This window comes from Shinella sp. SUS2, from assembly GCF_001262505.1.
Lineage (GTDB): Bacteria > Pseudomonadota > Alphaproteobacteria > Rhizobiales > Rhizobiaceae > Shinella.
In genome coordinates this window covers 157811-174616 of record NZ_KQ410726.1, presented here as the reverse complement: position 1 = coordinate 174616, position 16806 = coordinate 157811, and the positions used below count along the sequence as shown (strand labels likewise).

Genomic DNA, 16806 nt, shown 5'->3' with positions numbered 1-16806 from the left:
GCCAGTTATAGAGCAATTCCAGCAAAAGTGTGCGAGCGTTTTGCGTCCGGAGCTGTGTTCGCATCATGGGTCGCTTCGACCCCGTTCAGGCCAATCATGACCCAAGCTCCCCGCATCACGGCGCCTGCCGATCTCGTTCTTGCCTGGTATGACAGGCATCACCGCGATTTGCCCTGGCGGGTGAGCCCGCCGATGGCGGCGCGCGGCGAACGTCCCGACCCCTACCGCATCTGGCTTTCCGAGGTGATGCTGCAGCAGACGACGGTGCAAGCGGTCAAGGCGTATTTCGCGCTCTTCACCACCCGCTGGCCGACGGTCACGGACCTTGCGAAGGCCGAGACGGAGGACGTGATGAAATCCTGGGCGGGCCTCGGCTACTATGCCCGCGCCCGCAATCTCAAGAAATGCGCCGAAGCCGTGGCCTTTCAGCATGGCGGGATCTTCCCCGACAGCGAGGACGGGCTGAAGGCGCTGCCCGGCATCGGCGACTATACGGCCGCAGCGATCGCCGCCATCGCCTTCAACCGGAAGAGCGCGGTGCTGGACGGCAATGTCGAGCGCGTCATCTCCCGCCTCCACGCCATCGAAACGCCCCTGCCCGCGGCAAAACCCGAGATGCGGGCGCTGGTCGCCGCCATGACGCCGGCGGACCGGCCGGGCGACTTCGCACAGGCGATGATGGACCTCGGCGCGACGATCTGCACCCCGCGCCGGCCGGCCTGCGCGCTCTGTCCCCTGAACGCACGCTGTCGCGTGCTCGGGCACGCCGACCCGGAGCTCTATCCGCGCAAGACGGCGAAGAAGGCAAAGCCCGTGCGGCTCGGTGCGGCCTTCGTCGCCGAGGACGAGACGGGCGCGGTCTTCCTGCGCAAGCGCGGGGAAACCGGCCTTCTCGGCGGCATGACGGAGGTGCCGGGCAGCGGCTGGACGGCACGGATCGACGGCGAGACCGGCCTTGCCGCCGCACCCTTTGCGGCCGACTGGCAGGCCTGTGGCACCGTCACCCATGTCTTTACGCATTTCGAGTTGCGCCTCTCCATCTACCGCTCCAGGCTGCCGCGCCAGACGCAGAGCGGCGACGGATGGTGGCAGGCCAGGGAAACGCTTGACGGCGAGGCGCTGCCGACCGTCATGAAGAAGGCAATAAAACAGGCCATACCCGACGCGTTTGGACGAACAGCGAGGAAAGCATGAGCAGCATCGAGATCCGACACATCGTCTTCGACATCGGCCGGGTGCTGATCCACTACGACCCGCACATTCCCTATGCCCGCCTCATTCCCGACGATGCCGAACGCAACTGGTTCTTCAGCAATGTCTGCACCCATGACTGGAACCTCGAACAGGACCGCGGCCGCGCCTGGGGCGATGCCGAGGCCCTGCTGATCGACGCGCATCCCGACCGGGCAGAGCATATCCGGGCGTTCCGCAAGCACTGGCACGAGATGGTCTCGCATGCCTATGTCGAGAGCGTCGCGATCATGGAGACGCTGATTGCCGAAGGCCGTGACGTGACCATGCTCACCAATTTCGCCGCCGATACGTTCAAGGAGGCGCGCAAGCTCTTCCCCTTCCTCGACATGCCGCGCGGCGTGACCGTTTCCGGCGAAATCGGCCTCATCAAGCCCGACCTTGCGATCTACGAGAAACACAGGCGCGATTTCGGTCTTTCGCCGGGCCACACGCTCTTCATCGACGACGCCCCGGTCAATGTCGAGGGAGCGCGCCTTGCCGGGTGGAACGCGGTGCAGTTCACCGACCCCGAAAAACTGAAGGCAGACCTTGCCGCGCATGGCATCGCGCTCTGAGCAGCAGAGGGTAGAAACCGAAACGCCCGGAGCCAGAAGGCTCCGGGCGTTTTCGCATTTCCGGGACTGAAGGTACGAAAACCGGAAAAGCGATATCCGGCCTGCCCGGCCGGTTGATCGGCCCTGGCTTTCCGCAACGATTTCCGTTGCTTGGCCTGATGTGCTTTCGAAATCACACTAAGCCATTGATGGTTAACATCCGCTGAATCGCGCCAGTGGAAAATCGGGAGGCGCGACCCGAACGACCCTCCCCCAAAAAAGCCACAGCCCCCGGTGCAGGGAACACCGGAGGCCGCAGCTGGAGAAACGGTAGTTCGGTGCCGGCCTATTCCAGGCCGGCCATGCCGGAGCGCACGACGGCACGCAGCGCATCGATCGGCTTCAGCTCGGCGCCATCGGCATAGTGCCAGAACGTCCAGCCGTTGCAGGCATCGAGCCCCTGCACCCTGGCGCCGACGCGGTGAATGGAGCCGGCGTCGTTGCCCGAGGCGAGCGTACCATCGGCGCGCACGATGGCGCTGTGGCGGCGACGGGCATCGGTGAGCACCGTGCCGGGTGCGATCAGCCCGCTTTCGATCAGCGTGTTGAAGGCAACGCGCGGTTCGGCCTTCTTGCCGCTCATCACCGACAGGGTTCCGCTGCCGAGCGGCTCGACTGCCTCGATGCGCTCGCGGGCAGCGTCGATATAAGCCTGCTCGCGCTCGATGCCGACGAAGTGGCGGCCGAGGCGCTTGGCGACGGCGCCGGTCGTACCGGAGCCGAAGAACGGGTCGAGCACCACGTCGCCGGGCTTGGAGGAAGCCATCAGGATGCGGGCGAGCAATGCTTCAGGCTTCTGCGTCGGATGCACCTTCTTGCCGTCTTCACCCTTCAGGCGCTCACCGCCGCTGCAGATCGGGAACAGCCAGTCCGAGCGCATCTGCACGTCGTCGTTGGCGGCCTTCATGGCGTCGTAATTGAAGGTGTAGCCCTTGGCCTTCGGATCGCGCGTCGCCCAGATCATCGTCTCGTGCGCGTTCTGGAAGCGGCGGCCCTTGAAGTTGGGCATCGGGTTGGTCTTGCGCCAGACGATGTCGTTGAGGATCCAGAAGTTGAGATCCTGCAAGGTCGCGCCGACGCGGAAGATGTTGTGGTAGGAGCCGATGACCCAGATCGTGCCAGCGGGTTTCAGCACGCGCCGGCAGGCGAGCAGCCAGGCGCGGGTGAAGGCGTCATAGGCCTCGAAGGACGCGAACTGGTCCCACTCGTCGTCGCAGGCGTCGACCAGGCTCTGGTCGGGACGGTGCAGCGCACCGCCAAGCTGCAGGTTGTACGGCGGATCGGCAAAGATGACGTCGACGGACTGGTCCGGAAGCGCCTCGAGCGCGGCGACGCAGTCCCCCTTGATGATCGTGTCGAGCCAGCCGCTCTTGCGGGGCGAACGGGAGACGTCTGCAAGCGAAAGGACAGATGGCATTGAATACTCGCTGATACGCTGACTCGGAACTGAACTGGGGCTTATGGTTACCGAAGATGGTTACCAAAGGCTGAAGGGCCTGGAGAAAAAGCCAAATACGTTTCGCAACGGGATTTGCGCGCTTCATTCAAGGAACCGCGAATAGACTCCCCGCCTCGCCCGTCATGAAACAGCATCGCTGAGCCTTGCCGGCGTGGACGGCTGGCGTTTCCAGGGAAAACGGGGAGGAAAAACGTGCGTTTGAAAGCCGCCTTCATGCTTCTGGCGGGGCTTCTTGCCGCCACAGAGACGATTGCCGCCGACAAGACGATGATCGTGCTCGACGCGTCCGGCTCCATGTGGGGCCAGATCGGCGGACGCAGCAAGATCGAGATCGCCCGCGAGACGCTGGGCACGGTGCTGAAATCGGTGCCCGCGGGCACCGAACTCGGCCTGATGGTCTATGGCCACCGCGAAAAGGGCTCGTGCAGCGACATCGAGCTGGCCGTGCCGCCGGGCGCGGGCACCGGGGAGGCGATCACATCCTTCGTCTCGGGCCTCAACCCCAAGGGCAAGACGCCGCTGACGCAATCCGTCGAGCAGGCCGCCGACATTCTCAAATACACCGAGGACAAGGCGACCGTGGTGCTGGTGACGGACGGGCTGGAGACCTGTGAGGCGGATCCCTGTGCGCTCGCCTCCGCGCTCGAAAGCAAGGGCGTCGACTTTACCACCCATGTCGTCGGCTTCGGCCTGACGGAAGAAGAAGGCAAGCAGGTCGCCTGCCTTGCCGAAAACACCGGCGGCAAATACTTCCAGGCATCCGACGCTGCCCAGCTCGTTGCCGCGCTGACGGCGACGGTGGCGGAAGCGCCGATGTCGAAGCCGGCCGAGGAAGTGGCGGAAGCCGAACCCGAGCCGGAGCCCGCCGTCGCGTTCAACACGGAGTTCGACAGTGTCCTTTCCGAGGGCGGCCCCTCGCTCGGCGACAACGACAATGTGTTCTGGGAAATCTACAAGGCGGATGCGGACGGCAAGCCGGCGGGCGACTACCTGGAGAGCCAGTACAAGGGCAAGTTTTCCGGCAACTACCCGCCGGGCAAGTATATCGCCGTGGCAACGCTGCAAAGCGCGGTCAAGCGCGAGGTACCGTTCGAGGTGAAGGACGGCGCGGTCGCCAAGCCCTTCATCAACTTCGACGCCGGCCACGTGACGATCCACCCGAAGCGTACGCCCGAGGCTGCCGAGGACGATGCGGACGCGGCCGTGGAGATTGCCTTCGGCGGCTACTCCACCACCTATTACGGCACGGCCAAGTTCTATGCCTCGGCCGGAGACGTGAAGCTGATCGGCAAGATCGGCCCGTCCATCGTCGAGGAGACGGTTTCCGTCAAGGCGGGCGAGACCATCGAGCGCGACCTCGTCATCGGTTCAGGCGTCGTGCTCAACAAGGCGATCTATGCGGAAGGCGGGACGGCGGTGGATTCCGGCAACGTCTTCTTCGAGGTGGTGGCGGCCAACAAGAACATCGACGGCACCCGCAAGAGCATCGCCTACAATTACGGCACCGGCACGAAGCTGGACGTCCCGCCGGGCGAGCACGTTCTGACGGCAAAGCTCGGCTCGGCGACGGGCGAGATCCCCTTCACGATCAAGGCAGGGGAGATGAAGGAGGTCACCGTCAACATCAATGCCGGCGTGCTGGCGATCACCGCGCCCGGGGCGAGCTTCATCGAGATCCTCAGCGCCGCGAAGGACATCCAGGGCAACCAGAAATCCATGTCCTACAACTACGGCGCCGAATGGCAGGACACGCTGCCGCCGGGGGACTACATCGTGGCCGTAAAATACGAGGGCGACGTCGCGCCGAAGCAGGCCAAGGCGACCGTCAAGGCCGGCGAGCGCTCGGAAGTGGCGGTACAGTAGGCGGAAAGCAACCTGCCGGGAAAACAGCGGCGCCCGCCTCCCCCTTTTCGGGCGAGACGGGCGCCGCATCCGTGATCGTACCAGCCGCGCTACGCCGCGTGAAAGGCCCGGTTGTCGTCCGGGGCCTCGTTGCGGTCGTTGAGGCCGTAGTCCCTGACGACGCTGGCGATGCGCAGCCGATAATTGTCGAAGGTGCCGTTGCGGCCGAGGGATTGGGCGGCACGGTGCTGCTCGCTGTTGCGCCAGGCCTTCACCGCCGCCTCGTCGCGCCAGAAAGAGAGCGACAGGAGGCGCGTCGGGTCGGTGAGGCTGCGGAAGCGCTCGATCGAGATGAAACCTTCGCTGCTTTCCAGCAACGGGCGGAGGTCCCGCGCGGTATCGAGATAGAGGTCGATGCGGCCGGGCGCCGGCACCACCTCGAAGATGACGGCGATCATGGCGTCACCCGCGGCGCATGCGGCAGCGAGACGTTCTTCAGGAAGATCCGGTCCTCCTTCAGGATGAAACGCTCGCTGCGGGCGAAATCGTAGTTCTCGCGGCCGAGCGGGTCGGCGGCAAGCCGGGCGCGATAGGCCTCGTAGGCGGCTAGGCTTTCAATGTTGTAGACACCGTAGGCGGTGGTGGCGGAGCCCTCGTGCGGGGCGAAATAGCCGATGAGATCGGCGCCGCACCGCGGGATCGCCTCGCCCCAGTTGCGGGCATAGGCGGCGAAGGCGTCCTTGCGGAACGGATCGATCTGGTAGCGGATGAAACAGGTGATCATGGTCGTCTCCTCGTTCTGGCCTCGTCCCGGATGCAAGAGCGCTCACGCGCCTGCTGGAATTGCCTGTGTTTACGCTGCCCTTTTCCCACATTGCCGAACGCGAATGCTTCGTCTATCATCGAAGTATGAAAGAAGGCCCCGACATTTCCCAGATCGGCGCGCTGATCGGCGATCCCGCGCGCGCCAACATGCTGACCGCGCTGATGGGCGGGCAGGCGCTGACGGCGACCGAGCTTGCAGGCGCGGCCGGCGTCACGCTGCAGACCGCCAGCGCCCATCTTTCGAAGCTGGAGGGCGGCGGGCTGGTCGCCCAGCGCAAGCAGGGCCGGCACCGCTATTTCGCGCTCGGCGACGACGAGGTGGGGCTGCTGCTCGAAAACATCATGGGTTTTGCGGCGAACCGCGGGCTGATGCGCACCCGGCCCGGCCCGAAGGACCCGGCACTGCGCAAGGCGCGCGTCTGCTACAACCACCTTGCCGGTGATTTCGGCGTGCGCATGCTCGACCGGCTGGTGGCCGACGGGGATGTGGCGCTTGACGGCGAGGACGCGGCGCTGACGCCCACCGGCGAGGCACGCATCACCGCCATGGGCATCGACGTCGCCGCGCTGAGGACCCAGCGCCGCCCCGTCTGCCGCACCTGCCTCGACTGGAGCGAGCGGCGCTCGCACCTTGCCGGCTCGCTCGGCGAGGCGCTGCTCGCCCGCTTCATCGCCGACGGCTGGGCGAAGCGCGAAAAGGACAGCCGCGCCATCCGTTTCACGCCGGACGGCGAGCGACGCTTCCTGGCACTGTTCCCGGACTAGCCGCCGCATAGCTCGTCTCCGGAATCGGCAATTGTCGCCGCGCGCCCTTTCGTGTAGGGAGACCGCGGCTTCACGGGCGATCCCGCCCCATCGTTCTACCGCAATTCCCGACGCCCATCCGCGTCCCGCCCCTTGCGGGCAATTGCGCCATTGAAAGACGGTTTGTCATGGACGGTTTCGATCTCATCATCTTCGACTGCGACGGCGTTCTGGTCGATTCGGAAATCATCGCTGCCGAGGTTGAATCGGCGCTTCTGACCGATGCGGGCTATCCGATCAGCGTCGAGGAGATGGGCGAGCGCTTTGCCGGCATGACCTGGCAGAACATCCTGCTTGCCGTCGAGCGCGAGGCCGACATCCCGCTCTCCGCCTCGCTGCTCGACAAGTCGGAAAAGCTGCTCGATGCGCGCCTCGCCCAGGAGGTGAAGGTCATCGACGGCGTCAAGCTGATGCTCTCCCGCATCCGCAAGCCCTATTGCATCTGCTCGAACTCCTCTGCACCCCGCCTCGACATGATGCTCTCGAAGGTCGGTCTGCGGGAGGTCTTCGGCCCCTATGTCTATTCGGCCAAGGACCTCGGCGCCGACCGCGTCAAGCCGAAGCCGGACATTTTCCTGCACGGCGCCAAGCAGTTCGGCGCGAACCCGGCCAACACGCTGGTCATCGAGGATTCCGTGCATGGCATCGCCGGTGCGCGCGCCGCCGGCATGCGCGTCGTCGGCTTCACCGGCGCCTCGCACACCTACCCCTCGCACGCCGATCGCCTCACCGAAGCCGGCGCCGAGACCGTGATCTCGCGCATGAGCGAACTGCCGGACGTCATCGCGGCGCTTGCCGAATGGCAGGAAGCGATCTGAGCCGATTGCATCCAGGAACAAAAAGGCCGCGGAAGCATGCTCCCGCGGCCTTTTTCATTCCCTCCGGCCGGAGCCGTCATTTCGTGTTGTACGGGCCTTCGTCGAAGCCGACATAGACCTTGGTGAAGCCGCCGGAACCACCGGGCAGCGCCACATCACCCTTGGTGAAGATGAACTGGCCGGCGTCCGTGTTCACGGCATACTGGACGAGTTCGGAATAGAGCGTCGTCTTGCCGTCCGTGGCGGCGACGCGGATCGGCACGTTGACCGTTCCCCCGCTGCCGGCAGGGCCGGACACGACGCGCCCCTGCACCATCACGGTCATGACGAGCTGGTTCTGGTTCAGCACGCACTGGCGGGTCGAGTCGGCGAGCGTCACCTGGTAGAGCAGCTTCTGCGGATCGTCCTTGGCGCCCTTGGCGTAGCGGCGCATCACAGCCGTGCCGTCGCGCAGATAGACCTGCGGGCACGAGCCCTGCACGACGGCGGTGCCCGTCTGCTGCTGGGTGGCCGTCTGTACGCCAGACGGATCGCTCGTCACGCCGAGATCGGCGGGCTTGTCGGTCTGATTGCAACCGGCGACGACGGCGAGAAGGGATATGCCGAGAAAGCGGCGGATATTCATTCCAAACACGATACTGTAACCCCTGCGATCAGGCCCCGCCCCCGGCGTGCAAGCCTTTCGGAACTCTTTTACGGGCCTTTTCACGACCCTAGGCGATGGTCTATAGCAGCGACGTGGCGAAAAATCGATTGTCGATTGAAACCGCCCGCAGAATTTCGACACGGCCCGTTTCACGCCGGAGCGGGCAGAATGCAACGGCATTGCCACGATCTGCCGCAAAGTGACCCGCGGTCTTGCGTGGCCTTTCGCTAGACTGGGCGACAGAGCATTGGTACGAAGCGACAGTCGGTTCCTGCGATTTTCGTCGCTCGAAATCATCAACCTTCCCAAGGACGTATGAACGTGGACTATGTTTCGACGCGGGGCGAGGCCCCTTCCCTCGGCTTCTCCGATGCGCTTCTGGCGGGTCTAGCCCGCGACGGTGGCCTCTATGTGCCGCGTGAATGGCCGAGCTTCTCCAAGAAGGAGATCCGGGCGCTGCGCGGCAAGTCCTACCAGGAGATCGCCTTCACGGTGCTCTCGCCCTTCGTCAAGGGCGACATCCCCGCAGACACGTTCCGCACGATGATCGACGAGGCCTATGCGACCTTCCGCCATCCGGCGATCGCGCCGCTGGTGCAGACGGGGCCGAACTCCTTCGTCATGGAGCTCTTCCACGGCACGACGCTCGCCTTCAAGGACGTGGCGATGCAGCTGCTCGCCCGGCTGATGGACCACGCGCTGGCGACCCGCGGCGCGCGCGCCACCATCGTCGGCGCCACCTCGGGCGATACCGGCGGGGCGGCGATCGACGCCTTTGCCGGCCGCGAGCGCACCGACATCTTCATCCTCTTCCCCGAGGGCAAGGTCTCGCCGGTGCAGCAGCGCCAGATGACGACCTCCAAGGAAAAGAACGTCCACGCGCTTGCCATCAAGGGCAATTTCGACGACTGCCAGAACCTCGTCAAGGCGATGTTCAACGACGTGAAATTCCGCGACCGGGTACAGCTCTCGGGTGTCAACTCGATCAACTGGGCGCGCATCATGGCCCAGATCGTCTACTACTTCACCAGCGCCGTGGCGCTGGGCGGCCCGGACCGGAAGATCTCCTACACCGTACCGACAGGCAATTTCGGCGACATCTTTGCCGGCTATGCCGCCAAGCGCATGGGCCTGCCGATCGACAAGCTGATCATCGCCACCAACGAGAACGACATCCTCGCGCGCACGCTGAAGACCGGGCGCTACGAGATGAAGGAGGTGAAGGCCACCACCTCGCCATCGATGGACATCCAGATCTCGTCCAACTTCGAGCGCCTCTTGTTCGAGACCCATGGCCGGGATGCCGGCGCGGTGCGCCGCGCCATGGAAAGCCTCAAGCAATCCAGCGCCTTCGACATCGGAGAAAAGGCGCTGAAGGCGATCCGCAAGGATTTCCGCGCCGGCCGCGCGTCCGAAAAGCAGGTGGCTGCGACGATCAAGGATACGCTTGCCGAGACCGGCTATCTGCTCGATCCGCATTCGGCGATCGGCGTCTTCGTCGCCGCCAAGCACGAGAAGCCCGGCGCGCCCATGGTGACGCTCGCCACCGCCCATCCCGCGAAATTCCCCGCCGCAGTAAAATCGGCCAGCGGTATTGACCCGGCGCTTCCGACGTGGCTTGCTGACCTCATGCAAAGGGAGGAGCGGTTCGACGTCCTCGATGCGGAGCTCGATGCGGTGGAAGACTTCATCGGGAAACACACGCGGGTTCGAGGCTAGAAACGCAGAAAGTGCGCAGGATGAAAGTTGAGTGCACCCGGCTTCAATCCGGGTTGACCGTGGTGACCGAAAACATGCCGCATCTCGAGAGTGTCGCTCTCGGCGTGTGGATCAAGTCGGGGTCACGCAACGAAACCACGGACGAGCACGGCATCGCCCATCTTCTGGAACACATGGCCTTCAAGGGGACGGAGCGTCGCTCCGCCCGCCAGATCGCCGAGGAAATCGAGAATGTCGGCGGCGAGGTCAACGCTGCCACCTCGACGGAAACCACCTCCTACTACGCCCGCGTGCTGAAGGACCACGTCCCGCTCGCGGTCGACATCCTTGCCGACATCCTGACGGAATCCGTCTTCGACGAGGAAGAGCTCCGCCGCGAGAAACACGTCATCCTGCAGGAAATCGGCGCGGCGAACGACACGCCCGACGACGTGGTCTTCGACAAGTTCTCCGAGGTCGCCTATCGCGACCAGATCATCGGACGCGCCATTCTGGGCACGCCGGACTCGGTGCTGTCCTTCTCGCCCGGCGAGATCCGCTCCTATCTCGACCGCAACTATACGACGGACCGCATGTTCGTCGTGGCGGCCGGCGCCGTTAACCACGAAGACTTCGTGCGCCAGGTCGAGGACCGCTTTTCCTCGCTTCCGACCGCACCGAAAATCTCGCCTGTCTTCGAACCGGCCCGCTATACCGGCGGCGACATCCGCGAGACGCGCGACCTGATGGATGCGCAGGTGCTGCTCGGCTTCGAGGGCAAGGCCTACCATGCCCGCGACTTCTACTGTTCGCAGATCCTCGCCAACATCCTCGGCGGGGGCATGTCCTCGCGCCTCTTCCAGGAGGTGCGCGAGCACCGGGGCCTGTGTTACTCGATCTACGCCTTCCACTGGGGCTTTTCGGACACCGGCATCTTCGGCATCCATGCCGCGACCGGCGGCGAGAACCTGCCGGAACTGATGCCCGTCATCTTTGATGAGCTGAAGAAGTCCTCCGAGACGATCCACCAGCAGGAGATCGAGCGTGCCCGCGCACAGATCCGCGCCCAGCTTCTGATGGGTCAGGAAAGCCCTGCAGCCCGCGCCGGCCAGATCGCCCGCCAGATGATGCTCTACGGCCGCCCGATCCCCAACGAGGAGCTGATGGAGCGCCTTGCCGGCATCACCATCGAGCGCCTGACGGACCTTGCCGGCCGCCTGTTCTTCGATACCGTGCCGACCATCTCGGCCATCGGCCCGCTGGAGCATCTCGTCTCGACCGGCGACATCACGCGTTCGCTGTCGCGCCAGGCCCTTCCAGACCGCGCGGCGAGCTGAGGAGACCATCTCCCACAACTGCCGGGAAAACTTCCGGCAGCGGTGTCGGAACGGAGATCGCGTGTCCGTCCTTGTCCTGAAACGGAAAGGAGATGGACCATGGACGACCTCGTTCTCACGACCTTCGACTGGGTGCCCGAAATGCCGCGCGGCTTCGTGCGCGACCTGCGCGTGCGCTGGGCACTGGAGGAGGTCGGATTGCCCTACCGTGTCGAGAGCGTGCCCTTTGGCGACCGCAAGGCCGGGCACCTCGCACACCAGCCCTTCGGCCAGGTGCCCTGGCTCGTGGATGGCGACATCTCGATCTTCGAGACCGGTGCGATCCTGCTCCATCTCGGCGAACGCAGCGCGGCCCTGATGCCCACCGATCCGCGCGGCCGGAGCGACGCCATCAAGTGGCTTTTCGCGGCACTCAATTCCGTCGAGATGGCGAGCCTGCCCTGGGCCTTGCTGATGTTCGCGAGCGTTCCCACAGGTTCACCCTCGCGCAAGCCGCTCGACAGCTTTCTCACGCTGCGGCTGCAGCGCATGGAAGCGGTCCTTTCGGAACGTGAGTGGCTGGCCGGCCGCTTCTCCATCGCCGACATCGTGATGGCGGACGTGCTTCGCCTCGTCGAACGCTTCGGCGGGCTGGTGGAGTATCCGGCCTGCCATACCTACATGACCCACGCCACCGCCCGTCCTGCCTTTGCCAAGGCCCATGCCGACCAGATGGCGCATTTCGCGGCGGCGGACTGAGTGGCGGGGCACGTCAGGATACAGGGATCAGCATGCTCAAGGTCATCGCACAGGATTTCATTCACCCCGAGGCTGTCGATATCGTCCGGCCGCTCTACCGGGAGCTCGTCGAGCTCACCCGCCGGGAGCCGCTGTGCATCAGCTACGATCTCTTCACGGACCAGAAGGATCCCGGCCACTTCGTCTTCATCGAAACCTGGCCGGACCGCGCGGCGCTGGATGTGCACTGCGCCACCGAACACTTCCGCCGTCTCGTCCCGCAGATCGACGCCCACCAGCGGGAAAAGGGTACCTATATCTTGATGGACGGCTTCGATCCAACCGGCTGAAATCGGAAAGACGGGAAAACCATGCAGAAAATCGCCGCGATGCTCGAACGCGCCCAATGGGCTGAAAAGCCCGACGTCTGGCAGGGCGAGTTCGAAGGCCAGGCCTTCGGCACCGACGTCTCCGTCGTGTTCTACACCACGGACGAGATCGGGCGCGGCCCGCCGCTCCACCGGCATCCCTATGACGAGATCTTCATCGTGCGCCAGGGCCGTGCGCTCTTCACGGTGGGCGACCGGCAGCTTGAGGCAAGCGCCGGGCAGATCGTCTTCGGGCCGGCCAATGTGCCGCACAAGTTCGTCAATCTCGGCCCCGGCCGGCTGGAGACGACGGACCTGCATGTGACGGCGGTGTTCGCCCAGGAGGACCTCGAATAGCAGGCATTCACGACGCCATGCAAAAAACGCATGCCTACGCTGCAAGCATATGCATTTTTTCCGGGCACGCGATTGTTTATATCATTGGCAACACAAAGGAGTTGACCAATGAACATCTTCGCAAAGCTCAAGAAGAACGCCGCCGACCGCCGTGCCGTCCGTGAACTCAACGCCCTCGACGACCGCGCGCTCCAGGACCTCGGCATCTCGCGCTCGAACATCCAGTCCGCCGTCAAGGGCCTCGTTGTTTTCGGCTGAGCCATCCGGCAGGAAAGCCGGGCGCCAGGCCTGATGACGGGGCGCGCTTGATGAAGCGCTCGAACCGGTCGTCCCGCCCTCACCGGAAGGTGGAGCGCCGATGGCTTTGAAGACGCAACCCGCCGCAAGGCGGGTTTTGTTTTTTCGGGACTTTTCCCGCCACGCCGAGGCCCCAGTCCCCCCGGACCATTTGACGCCGGTGAGCCTCTCGGCATAATCTTGTCCGACAAGGCACGCCACGCATCGGCGCGCGCGGAGGGCGAATGGCACGGTCGGTTTTTCGGTTTCTGTCCCGGCAGTCCGACACCGTGGAACTTGCCGACGATCGGCACCTCCTGCGCCTGCCCCGCTTCCAGGACTACCGGCAATGGTATCAGCTGCGTTCGGAAAGCCGCCGCTTCCTTGAGCCGTGGGAACCGACCTGGCGCAACGACGAGTTGACGGAGAGCGCGTTTCGCGCCCGTGTTCTCAGAAATGAACAGGAATTTTCCTCCGGCCAGGCCGTGCCGCTCTTCGTGTTCGCGCGCGAGGAAAAGGCGCTGCTCGGCGGGCTGACCATCGGCTATATCAGGCGCGGCGCGGCACAATGCTGCATGATCGGCTACTGGATGGGCGAGCGGCATGCCGGCCAGGGCCATATGCATGGTGCCCTGAAACTGGTCATACCGTATATCTTTTCGAGCCTTCAGTTGCACCGTATCGAGGCAGCCTGTATTCCAGACAATCAGAGAAGCATCCGTCTCCTTGAAAAGGCCGGCTTTCGGCAGGAAGGCTACCTTCGGGAGTATCTGAAGATAAACGGGGAGTGGCGCGACCACGTGATGTTTTCGCTTCTGGCGGCCGACAGGCGGCCGTAGGCGGCACCCGGGGCGCGACAGGACTGGGCAGACCTAAGGACCATGCAGTTTCAATGAAGCCTCTATCCGTGCCGCAAACGCTGCATGCCAGCCGGTTGCTCGCTCTCATCCTTCTGGCCACGATGCTCCTTTCCGGCATGATGACGGGACGCGCCTTTGCCGTCGAACCCGTCAAGATCTCCCGTGACGACACCGCGCTCGACCTCACCGCCACCACGGAAATCTATACCGGCCGGGGCGAGGCCTTCCAGGTCTCCACGGCACCCGGAACGGACGGCATCGTGCGCCGCATCGAGGTGCGCGCCACCTCGCAGGACCATCAGGGCGACTGGGCCGTCTTCGCGCTCGCCAACGTCTCTGAAGAGCAAATCGACCGCCTGATCGTCGCCCCGCATTTCCGCCTCGTGCAGTCGAAACTCTTCTGGCCGGACCTTGGGGCAAAGCGCATCATCTCGATCACCCCGAGCGAAGGCTTCGCGCTCGACCGCCAGCCGAGCGACGAGGCGGACGTCTTCCGCATCACGCTCAACCCCGGCACGGTCGTCACCTTCGTCGCGGAGCTGGCGACGCCCGATCTGCCGCAGATCTATCTCTGGGCGCCGGATTCCTACAAGGACACGGTCAACGCCTTCACGCTCTATCGCGGCATCGTGCTCGGCATTGCGGGCCTGCTCGCCGTCTTCCTCACCATCCTCTTCGTGGTGAAGGGCACCTCCATGCTGCCGGCGACGGCCGCGCTCGCCTGGGCCGTGCTCGGCTATATCTGCGTCGACTTCGGCTTCCTGTCCAAGCTCATCAGCATCACCGCGGGGGACGAGCGCATCTGGCGCGCCGGCACGGAGGTGTTCCTCGCCGCAGGCCTCGTCGTCTTCCTCTTCACATACCTGAACCTCAACCGCTGGCATGCGCATCTTTCCTATGCGACGCTCGCCTGGATTCTTGGCCTCGGCCTGCTCTTCGGCGTCGCGATCTACGATCCGCCGATCGCTTCCGGCATCGCCCGTCTCTCCTTCGCCCTGACCGGCACGGTCGGCATCGTGCTGATCGCCTATCTCGGCTTCAACCGCTACGACCGCGCCATCCTGCTCGTGCCCGCCTGGGCCCTCATCCTCGTCTGGCTGTTCGGCGCCTGGCTGACGGTGACGGGACAGCTCAACAACGACATCATCCAGCCGGCGCTCGGCGGCGGCCTCGTGCTGATCGTGCTGCTCATCGGCTTCACGGTGATGCAGCACGCCTTTGCCGGCGGCGCCTACAGCCAGGGGCTGTTCTCCGATCTCGAGCGCCAATCGCTGGCGCTGACGGGCTCCGGCGACACGGTCTGGGACTGGGACGTGGCACGCGACCGCGTCGTCACCATCCCCGACATCTCCATCCAGCTCGGCCTTGCCCCTGGCGTCATGCACGGCCCGGCGCGCAACTGGCTGCCGCGTCTGCATCCGGACGACCGCGACCGTTTTCGCGCGACGCTGGACGTGCTCCTGGAGCACCGCAAGGGCCGACTCAACCATCAGTTCCGCGTGCGCGCCGAGGACGGCCACTATCATTGGCTCGCCATCCGCGCCCGGCCGGTGCTCGGCGCGAACGGCGAGATCATCCGCTGCGTCGGCACGATCATCGACATCACCGAACAGAAGAACTCCGTCGATCGCCTGCTGCAGGACGCCCTGCACGACAACCTGACGGGCCTGCCGAACCGCCAGGTCTTCCTCGACCGGCTGCAATCGATCCTGTCACTCACCGCAAGCTCGGACACTGTGCGCCCGACGGTGCTGACCATCGACATCGACCGCTACAAGCAGGTCAACGACGCGCTCGGCATTGCCGCCGGCGACAACATCCTCATCGCCCTCACCCGGCGTCTGCGCCGCCTCCTGAAGCCGCAGGACACGCTGGCACGGCTTGCCGGCGACCAGTTCGGCCTTATCCTGATGTCGGAGCGCGACCCTGCCAAGGTCGCGGATTTCGCCGATGCGGTCAGCAAGGCGATCATGGTGCCGATCAATTTCGGCGGTCGCGAGATCATCCTGACCGCCTCGATCGGCCTCGTCTCCTGGGTCGACCAGCAGGAGGACGCGCCGGGCCTGCTCAACGATGCGGAACTGGCCATGTACCGGGCCAAGAAGGGCGGCGGCAACCGCGTCGAACCCTTCCGTCCCGCCTTCCGCACCTTCGGCGCGGATCGCCTGCAGATCGAGACGGACCTGCGCCGCGCCATCGAGCGCAAGGAACTCTCGCTCGTCTATCAGCCGATCGTCCGCCTTTCCGATGCCGAGATCGCCGGCTTCGAAGCGCTGATGCGCTGGGACCATCCCAAACGCGGCAACATCTCGCCGACGGAATTCATCCCGATCGCGGAAAGCTCCGACCTTATCAACCAGCTCGGCCTCTTCGCCTTCGACAAGGCGGCGAGCGACCTGATGGACTGGCAGCTCCAGACCGGCGACCTGCCCGTCTTCGTCTCGGTCAACCTCTCCAGCGCCCAGCTCCTCAACAACGAGCTCTACAACGACGTGCGCGCCGCGCTCGCCAAGACGCGCTGTGCGCCGGAAAAGCTCAAGCTGGAACTCACCGAATCCGTGGTGATGGAGAATCCCGAGCAGGCCCGCCTGATCCTCACCAAGCTGAAGGACGTCGGCCTCGGCCTCGCGCTCGACGATTTCGGCACGGGCCATTCCTCGCTCTCCTATCTCACCCGCTTCCCCTTCGACACGATCAAGATCGACAAGGCGCTGGTGCGCGACGGTTCCGACAAGCGCACCGTGCTGCTCCGCTCCGTCATCTCCATGGCGCGGGAACTGGAAATGCAGGTCGTCGCCGAAGGCATCGAGTCCGAAGAGGACGCGATCGAGCTCGGCAATATGGGCTGCGAATTCGGCCAGAGCTACCTCTTCGGCCCGCCGATCGGCTACGATTCCGTGCTGCGGCTGCTGAAGGAGCGCTTTCCGCTGATGAAGCGGGCATAGACGCCCG

The 16806-nt window shown here is 64.7% G+C and carries 17 protein-coding genes; 13 read left to right on the top strand and 4 right to left on the bottom strand.

Features of this window, described 5'->3' with window-relative positions; all coding sequences use genetic code 11:
- The first annotated feature begins 96 nt into the window (after positions 1 to 96).
- Positions 97 to 1194, top strand: coding sequence for an A/G-specific adenine glycosylase (mutY, locus tag AKG11_RS07755; RefSeq protein WP_088016478.1), 1098 nt, complete (start codon positions 97 to 99; stop codon positions 1192 to 1194).
- Positions 1191 to 1808, top strand: coding sequence for an HAD family hydrolase (locus AKG11_RS07750; RefSeq protein ID WP_023516538.1), 618 nt, complete (start codon positions 1191 to 1193; stop codon positions 1806 to 1808). Before mutY ends, AKG11_RS07750 begins: the two co-directional genes overlap by 4 nt.
- Before the next feature lie 325 nt (positions 1809 to 2133).
- On the opposite strand, the gene AKG11_RS07745 is transcribed toward AKG11_RS07750, so the two are convergent.
- Entirely contained in the window at positions 2134 to 3264 is a 1131-nt protein-coding gene (locus AKG11_RS07745; RefSeq protein WP_023512584.1) for a site-specific DNA-methyltransferase, read from the bottom strand.
- Positions 3265 to 3498: 234 nt separating this feature from the next.
- Here AKG11_RS07745 and AKG11_RS07740 point away from each other — a divergent pair, with 234 nt between their 5' ends.
- A complete protein-coding gene (locus AKG11_RS07740) occupies positions 3499 to 5169 on the top strand; it encodes a vWA domain-containing protein (RefSeq protein ID WP_245290168.1) in 1671 nt (556 codons plus the stop codon).
- A gap of 89 nt (positions 5170 to 5258) precedes the next feature.
- Here the strand turns inward: AKG11_RS07740 and AKG11_RS07735 are convergent, their stop codons facing one another.
- Positions 5259 to 5606 carry an antibiotic biosynthesis monooxygenase family protein gene (locus tag AKG11_RS07735; RefSeq protein ID WP_050743472.1) on the bottom strand — a complete coding sequence of 116 codons (348 nt, stop codon included), beginning with the start codon at positions 5604 to 5606 and terminating at the stop codon, positions 5259 to 5261.
- The gene (locus AKG11_RS07730) at positions 5603 to 5932 is read right to left on the bottom strand and encodes an NIPSNAP family protein (protein WP_023512587.1); all 330 of its coding nucleotides are present in this window, start codon (positions 5930 to 5932) and stop codon (positions 5603 to 5605) included. Before AKG11_RS07730 ends, AKG11_RS07735 begins: the two co-directional genes overlap by 4 nt.
- A 125-nt stretch (positions 5933 to 6057) precedes the next feature.
- Here AKG11_RS07730 and AKG11_RS07725 point away from each other — a divergent pair, with 125 nt between their 5' ends.
- Both AKG11_RS07725 and AKG11_RS07720 read left to right on the top strand, forming a co-directional pair.
- Entirely contained in the window at positions 6058 to 6738 is a 681-nt protein-coding gene (locus AKG11_RS07725; protein ID WP_050743588.1) for an ArsR/SmtB family transcription factor, read from the top strand.
- A 167-nt stretch (positions 6739 to 6905) separates the two neighbouring features.
- On the top strand, positions 6906 to 7595 hold the full coding sequence (locus tag AKG11_RS07720; RefSeq protein ID WP_023512589.1) for an HAD family hydrolase: 690 nt from the start codon (positions 6906 to 6908) through the stop codon (positions 7593 to 7595).
- A 76-nt stretch (positions 7596 to 7671) separates the two neighbouring features.
- Here the strand turns inward: AKG11_RS07720 and AKG11_RS07715 are convergent, their stop codons facing one another.
- Positions 7672 to 8229, bottom strand: a complete 558-nt coding sequence (locus AKG11_RS07715; protein WP_371260045.1) for a hypothetical protein — start codon at positions 8227 to 8229, stop codon at positions 7672 to 7674.
- 327 nt (positions 8230 to 8556) lie between these two features.
- Here AKG11_RS07715 and thrC point away from each other — a divergent pair, with 327 nt between their 5' ends.
- The 8 genes from thrC (at position 8557) to AKG11_RS07680 (ending at position 16799) form a co-directional block, all read left to right on the top strand.
- Positions 8557 to 9960, top strand: a complete 1404-nt coding sequence (gene thrC / locus AKG11_RS07710) for a threonine synthase (RefSeq protein ID WP_197283964.1) — start codon at positions 8557 to 8559, stop codon at positions 9958 to 9960.
- 20 nt (positions 9961 to 9980) lie between these two features.
- Positions 9981 to 11276: a M16 family metallopeptidase gene (locus AKG11_RS07705; RefSeq protein ID WP_023512592.1), complete on the top strand. Its 1296-nt coding sequence runs from the start codon at positions 9981 to 9983 to the stop codon at positions 11274 to 11276.
- Between the two features lie 99 nt (positions 11277 to 11375).
- Positions 11376 to 12014: a glutathione S-transferase family protein gene (locus AKG11_RS07700; protein WP_050743471.1), complete on the top strand. Its 639-nt coding sequence runs from the start codon at positions 11376 to 11378 to the stop codon at positions 12012 to 12014.
- 32 nt (positions 12015 to 12046) lie between these two features.
- The gene (locus AKG11_RS07695) at positions 12047 to 12343 is read left to right on the top strand and encodes a putative quinol monooxygenase (protein ID WP_050743470.1); all 297 of its coding nucleotides are present in this window, start codon (positions 12047 to 12049) and stop codon (positions 12341 to 12343) included.
- Positions 12344 to 12364: 21 nt separating this feature from the next.
- Positions 12365 to 12718 carry a cupin domain-containing protein gene (locus tag AKG11_RS07690; RefSeq protein WP_050743469.1) on the top strand — a complete coding sequence of 118 codons (354 nt, stop codon included), beginning with the start codon at positions 12365 to 12367 and terminating at the stop codon, positions 12716 to 12718.
- A gap of 108 nt (positions 12719 to 12826) precedes the next feature.
- The gene (locus AKG11_RS33650) at positions 12827 to 12976 is read left to right on the top strand and encodes a DUF1127 domain-containing protein (protein ID WP_023512596.1); all 150 of its coding nucleotides are present in this window, start codon (positions 12827 to 12829) and stop codon (positions 12974 to 12976) included.
- A gap of 263 nt (positions 12977 to 13239) precedes the next feature.
- The gene (locus AKG11_RS07685; protein WP_023512597.1) at positions 13240 to 13833 is read left to right on the top strand and encodes a GNAT family N-acetyltransferase; all 594 of its coding nucleotides are present in this window, start codon (positions 13240 to 13242) and stop codon (positions 13831 to 13833) included.
- A gap of 122 nt (positions 13834 to 13955) precedes the next feature.
- Complete coding sequence (locus AKG11_RS07680) at positions 13956 to 16799, top strand: EAL domain-containing protein (protein ID WP_371260047.1); 2844 nt, start codon at positions 13956 to 13958, stop codon at positions 16797 to 16799.
- The last annotated feature ends 7 nt before the right edge of the window (positions 16800 to 16806 follow it).

Bases quoted from the DNA above. Each gene is read 5' to 3' on its own strand.
- mutY (WP_088016478.1), top strand. From the start codon at position 97: ATGACCCAAGCTCCCCGCATCACGGCGCCTGCCGATCTCGTTCTTGCC.
- AKG11_RS07750 (WP_023516538.1), top strand. From the start codon at position 1,191: ATGAGCAGCATCGAGATCCGACACATCGTCTTCGACATCGGCCGGGTG.
- AKG11_RS07745 (WP_023512584.1), bottom strand. From the start codon at position 3,264: ATGCCATCTGTCCTTTCGCTTGCAGACGTCTCCCGTTCGCCCCGCAAG.
- AKG11_RS07735 (WP_050743472.1), bottom strand. From the start codon at position 5,606: ATGATCGCCGTCATCTTCGAGGTGGTGCCGGCGCCCGGCCGCATCGAC.
- AKG11_RS07730 (WP_023512587.1), bottom strand. From the start codon at position 5,932: ATGATCACCTGTTTCATCCGCTACCAGATCGATCCGTTCCGCAAGGAC.
- AKG11_RS07725 (WP_050743588.1), top strand. From the start codon at position 6,058: ATGAAAGAAGGCCCCGACATTTCCCAGATCGGCGCGCTGATCGGCGAT.
- AKG11_RS07720 (WP_023512589.1), top strand. From the start codon at position 6,906: ATGGACGGTTTCGATCTCATCATCTTCGACTGCGACGGCGTTCTGGTC.
- thrC (WP_197283964.1), top strand. From the start codon at position 8,557: ATGAACGTGGACTATGTTTCGACGCGGGGCGAGGCCCCTTCCCTCGGC.
- AKG11_RS07705 (WP_023512592.1), top strand. From the start codon at position 9,981: ATGAAAGTTGAGTGCACCCGGCTTCAATCCGGGTTGACCGTGGTGACC.
- AKG11_RS07700 (WP_050743471.1), top strand. From the start codon at position 11,376: ATGGACGACCTCGTTCTCACGACCTTCGACTGGGTGCCCGAAATGCCG.
- AKG11_RS07695 (WP_050743470.1), top strand. From the start codon at position 12,047: ATGCTCAAGGTCATCGCACAGGATTTCATTCACCCCGAGGCTGTCGAT.
- AKG11_RS07690 (WP_050743469.1), top strand. From the start codon at position 12,365: ATGCAGAAAATCGCCGCGATGCTCGAACGCGCCCAATGGGCTGAAAAG.
- AKG11_RS33650 (WP_023512596.1), top strand. From the start codon at position 12,827: ATGAACATCTTCGCAAAGCTCAAGAAGAACGCCGCCGACCGCCGTGCC.
- AKG11_RS07685 (WP_023512597.1), top strand. From the start codon at position 13,240: ATGGCACGGTCGGTTTTTCGGTTTCTGTCCCGGCAGTCCGACACCGTG.
- AKG11_RS07680 (WP_371260047.1), top strand. From the start codon at position 13,956: ATGCTCCTTTCCGGCATGATGACGGGACGCGCCTTTGCCGTCGAACCC.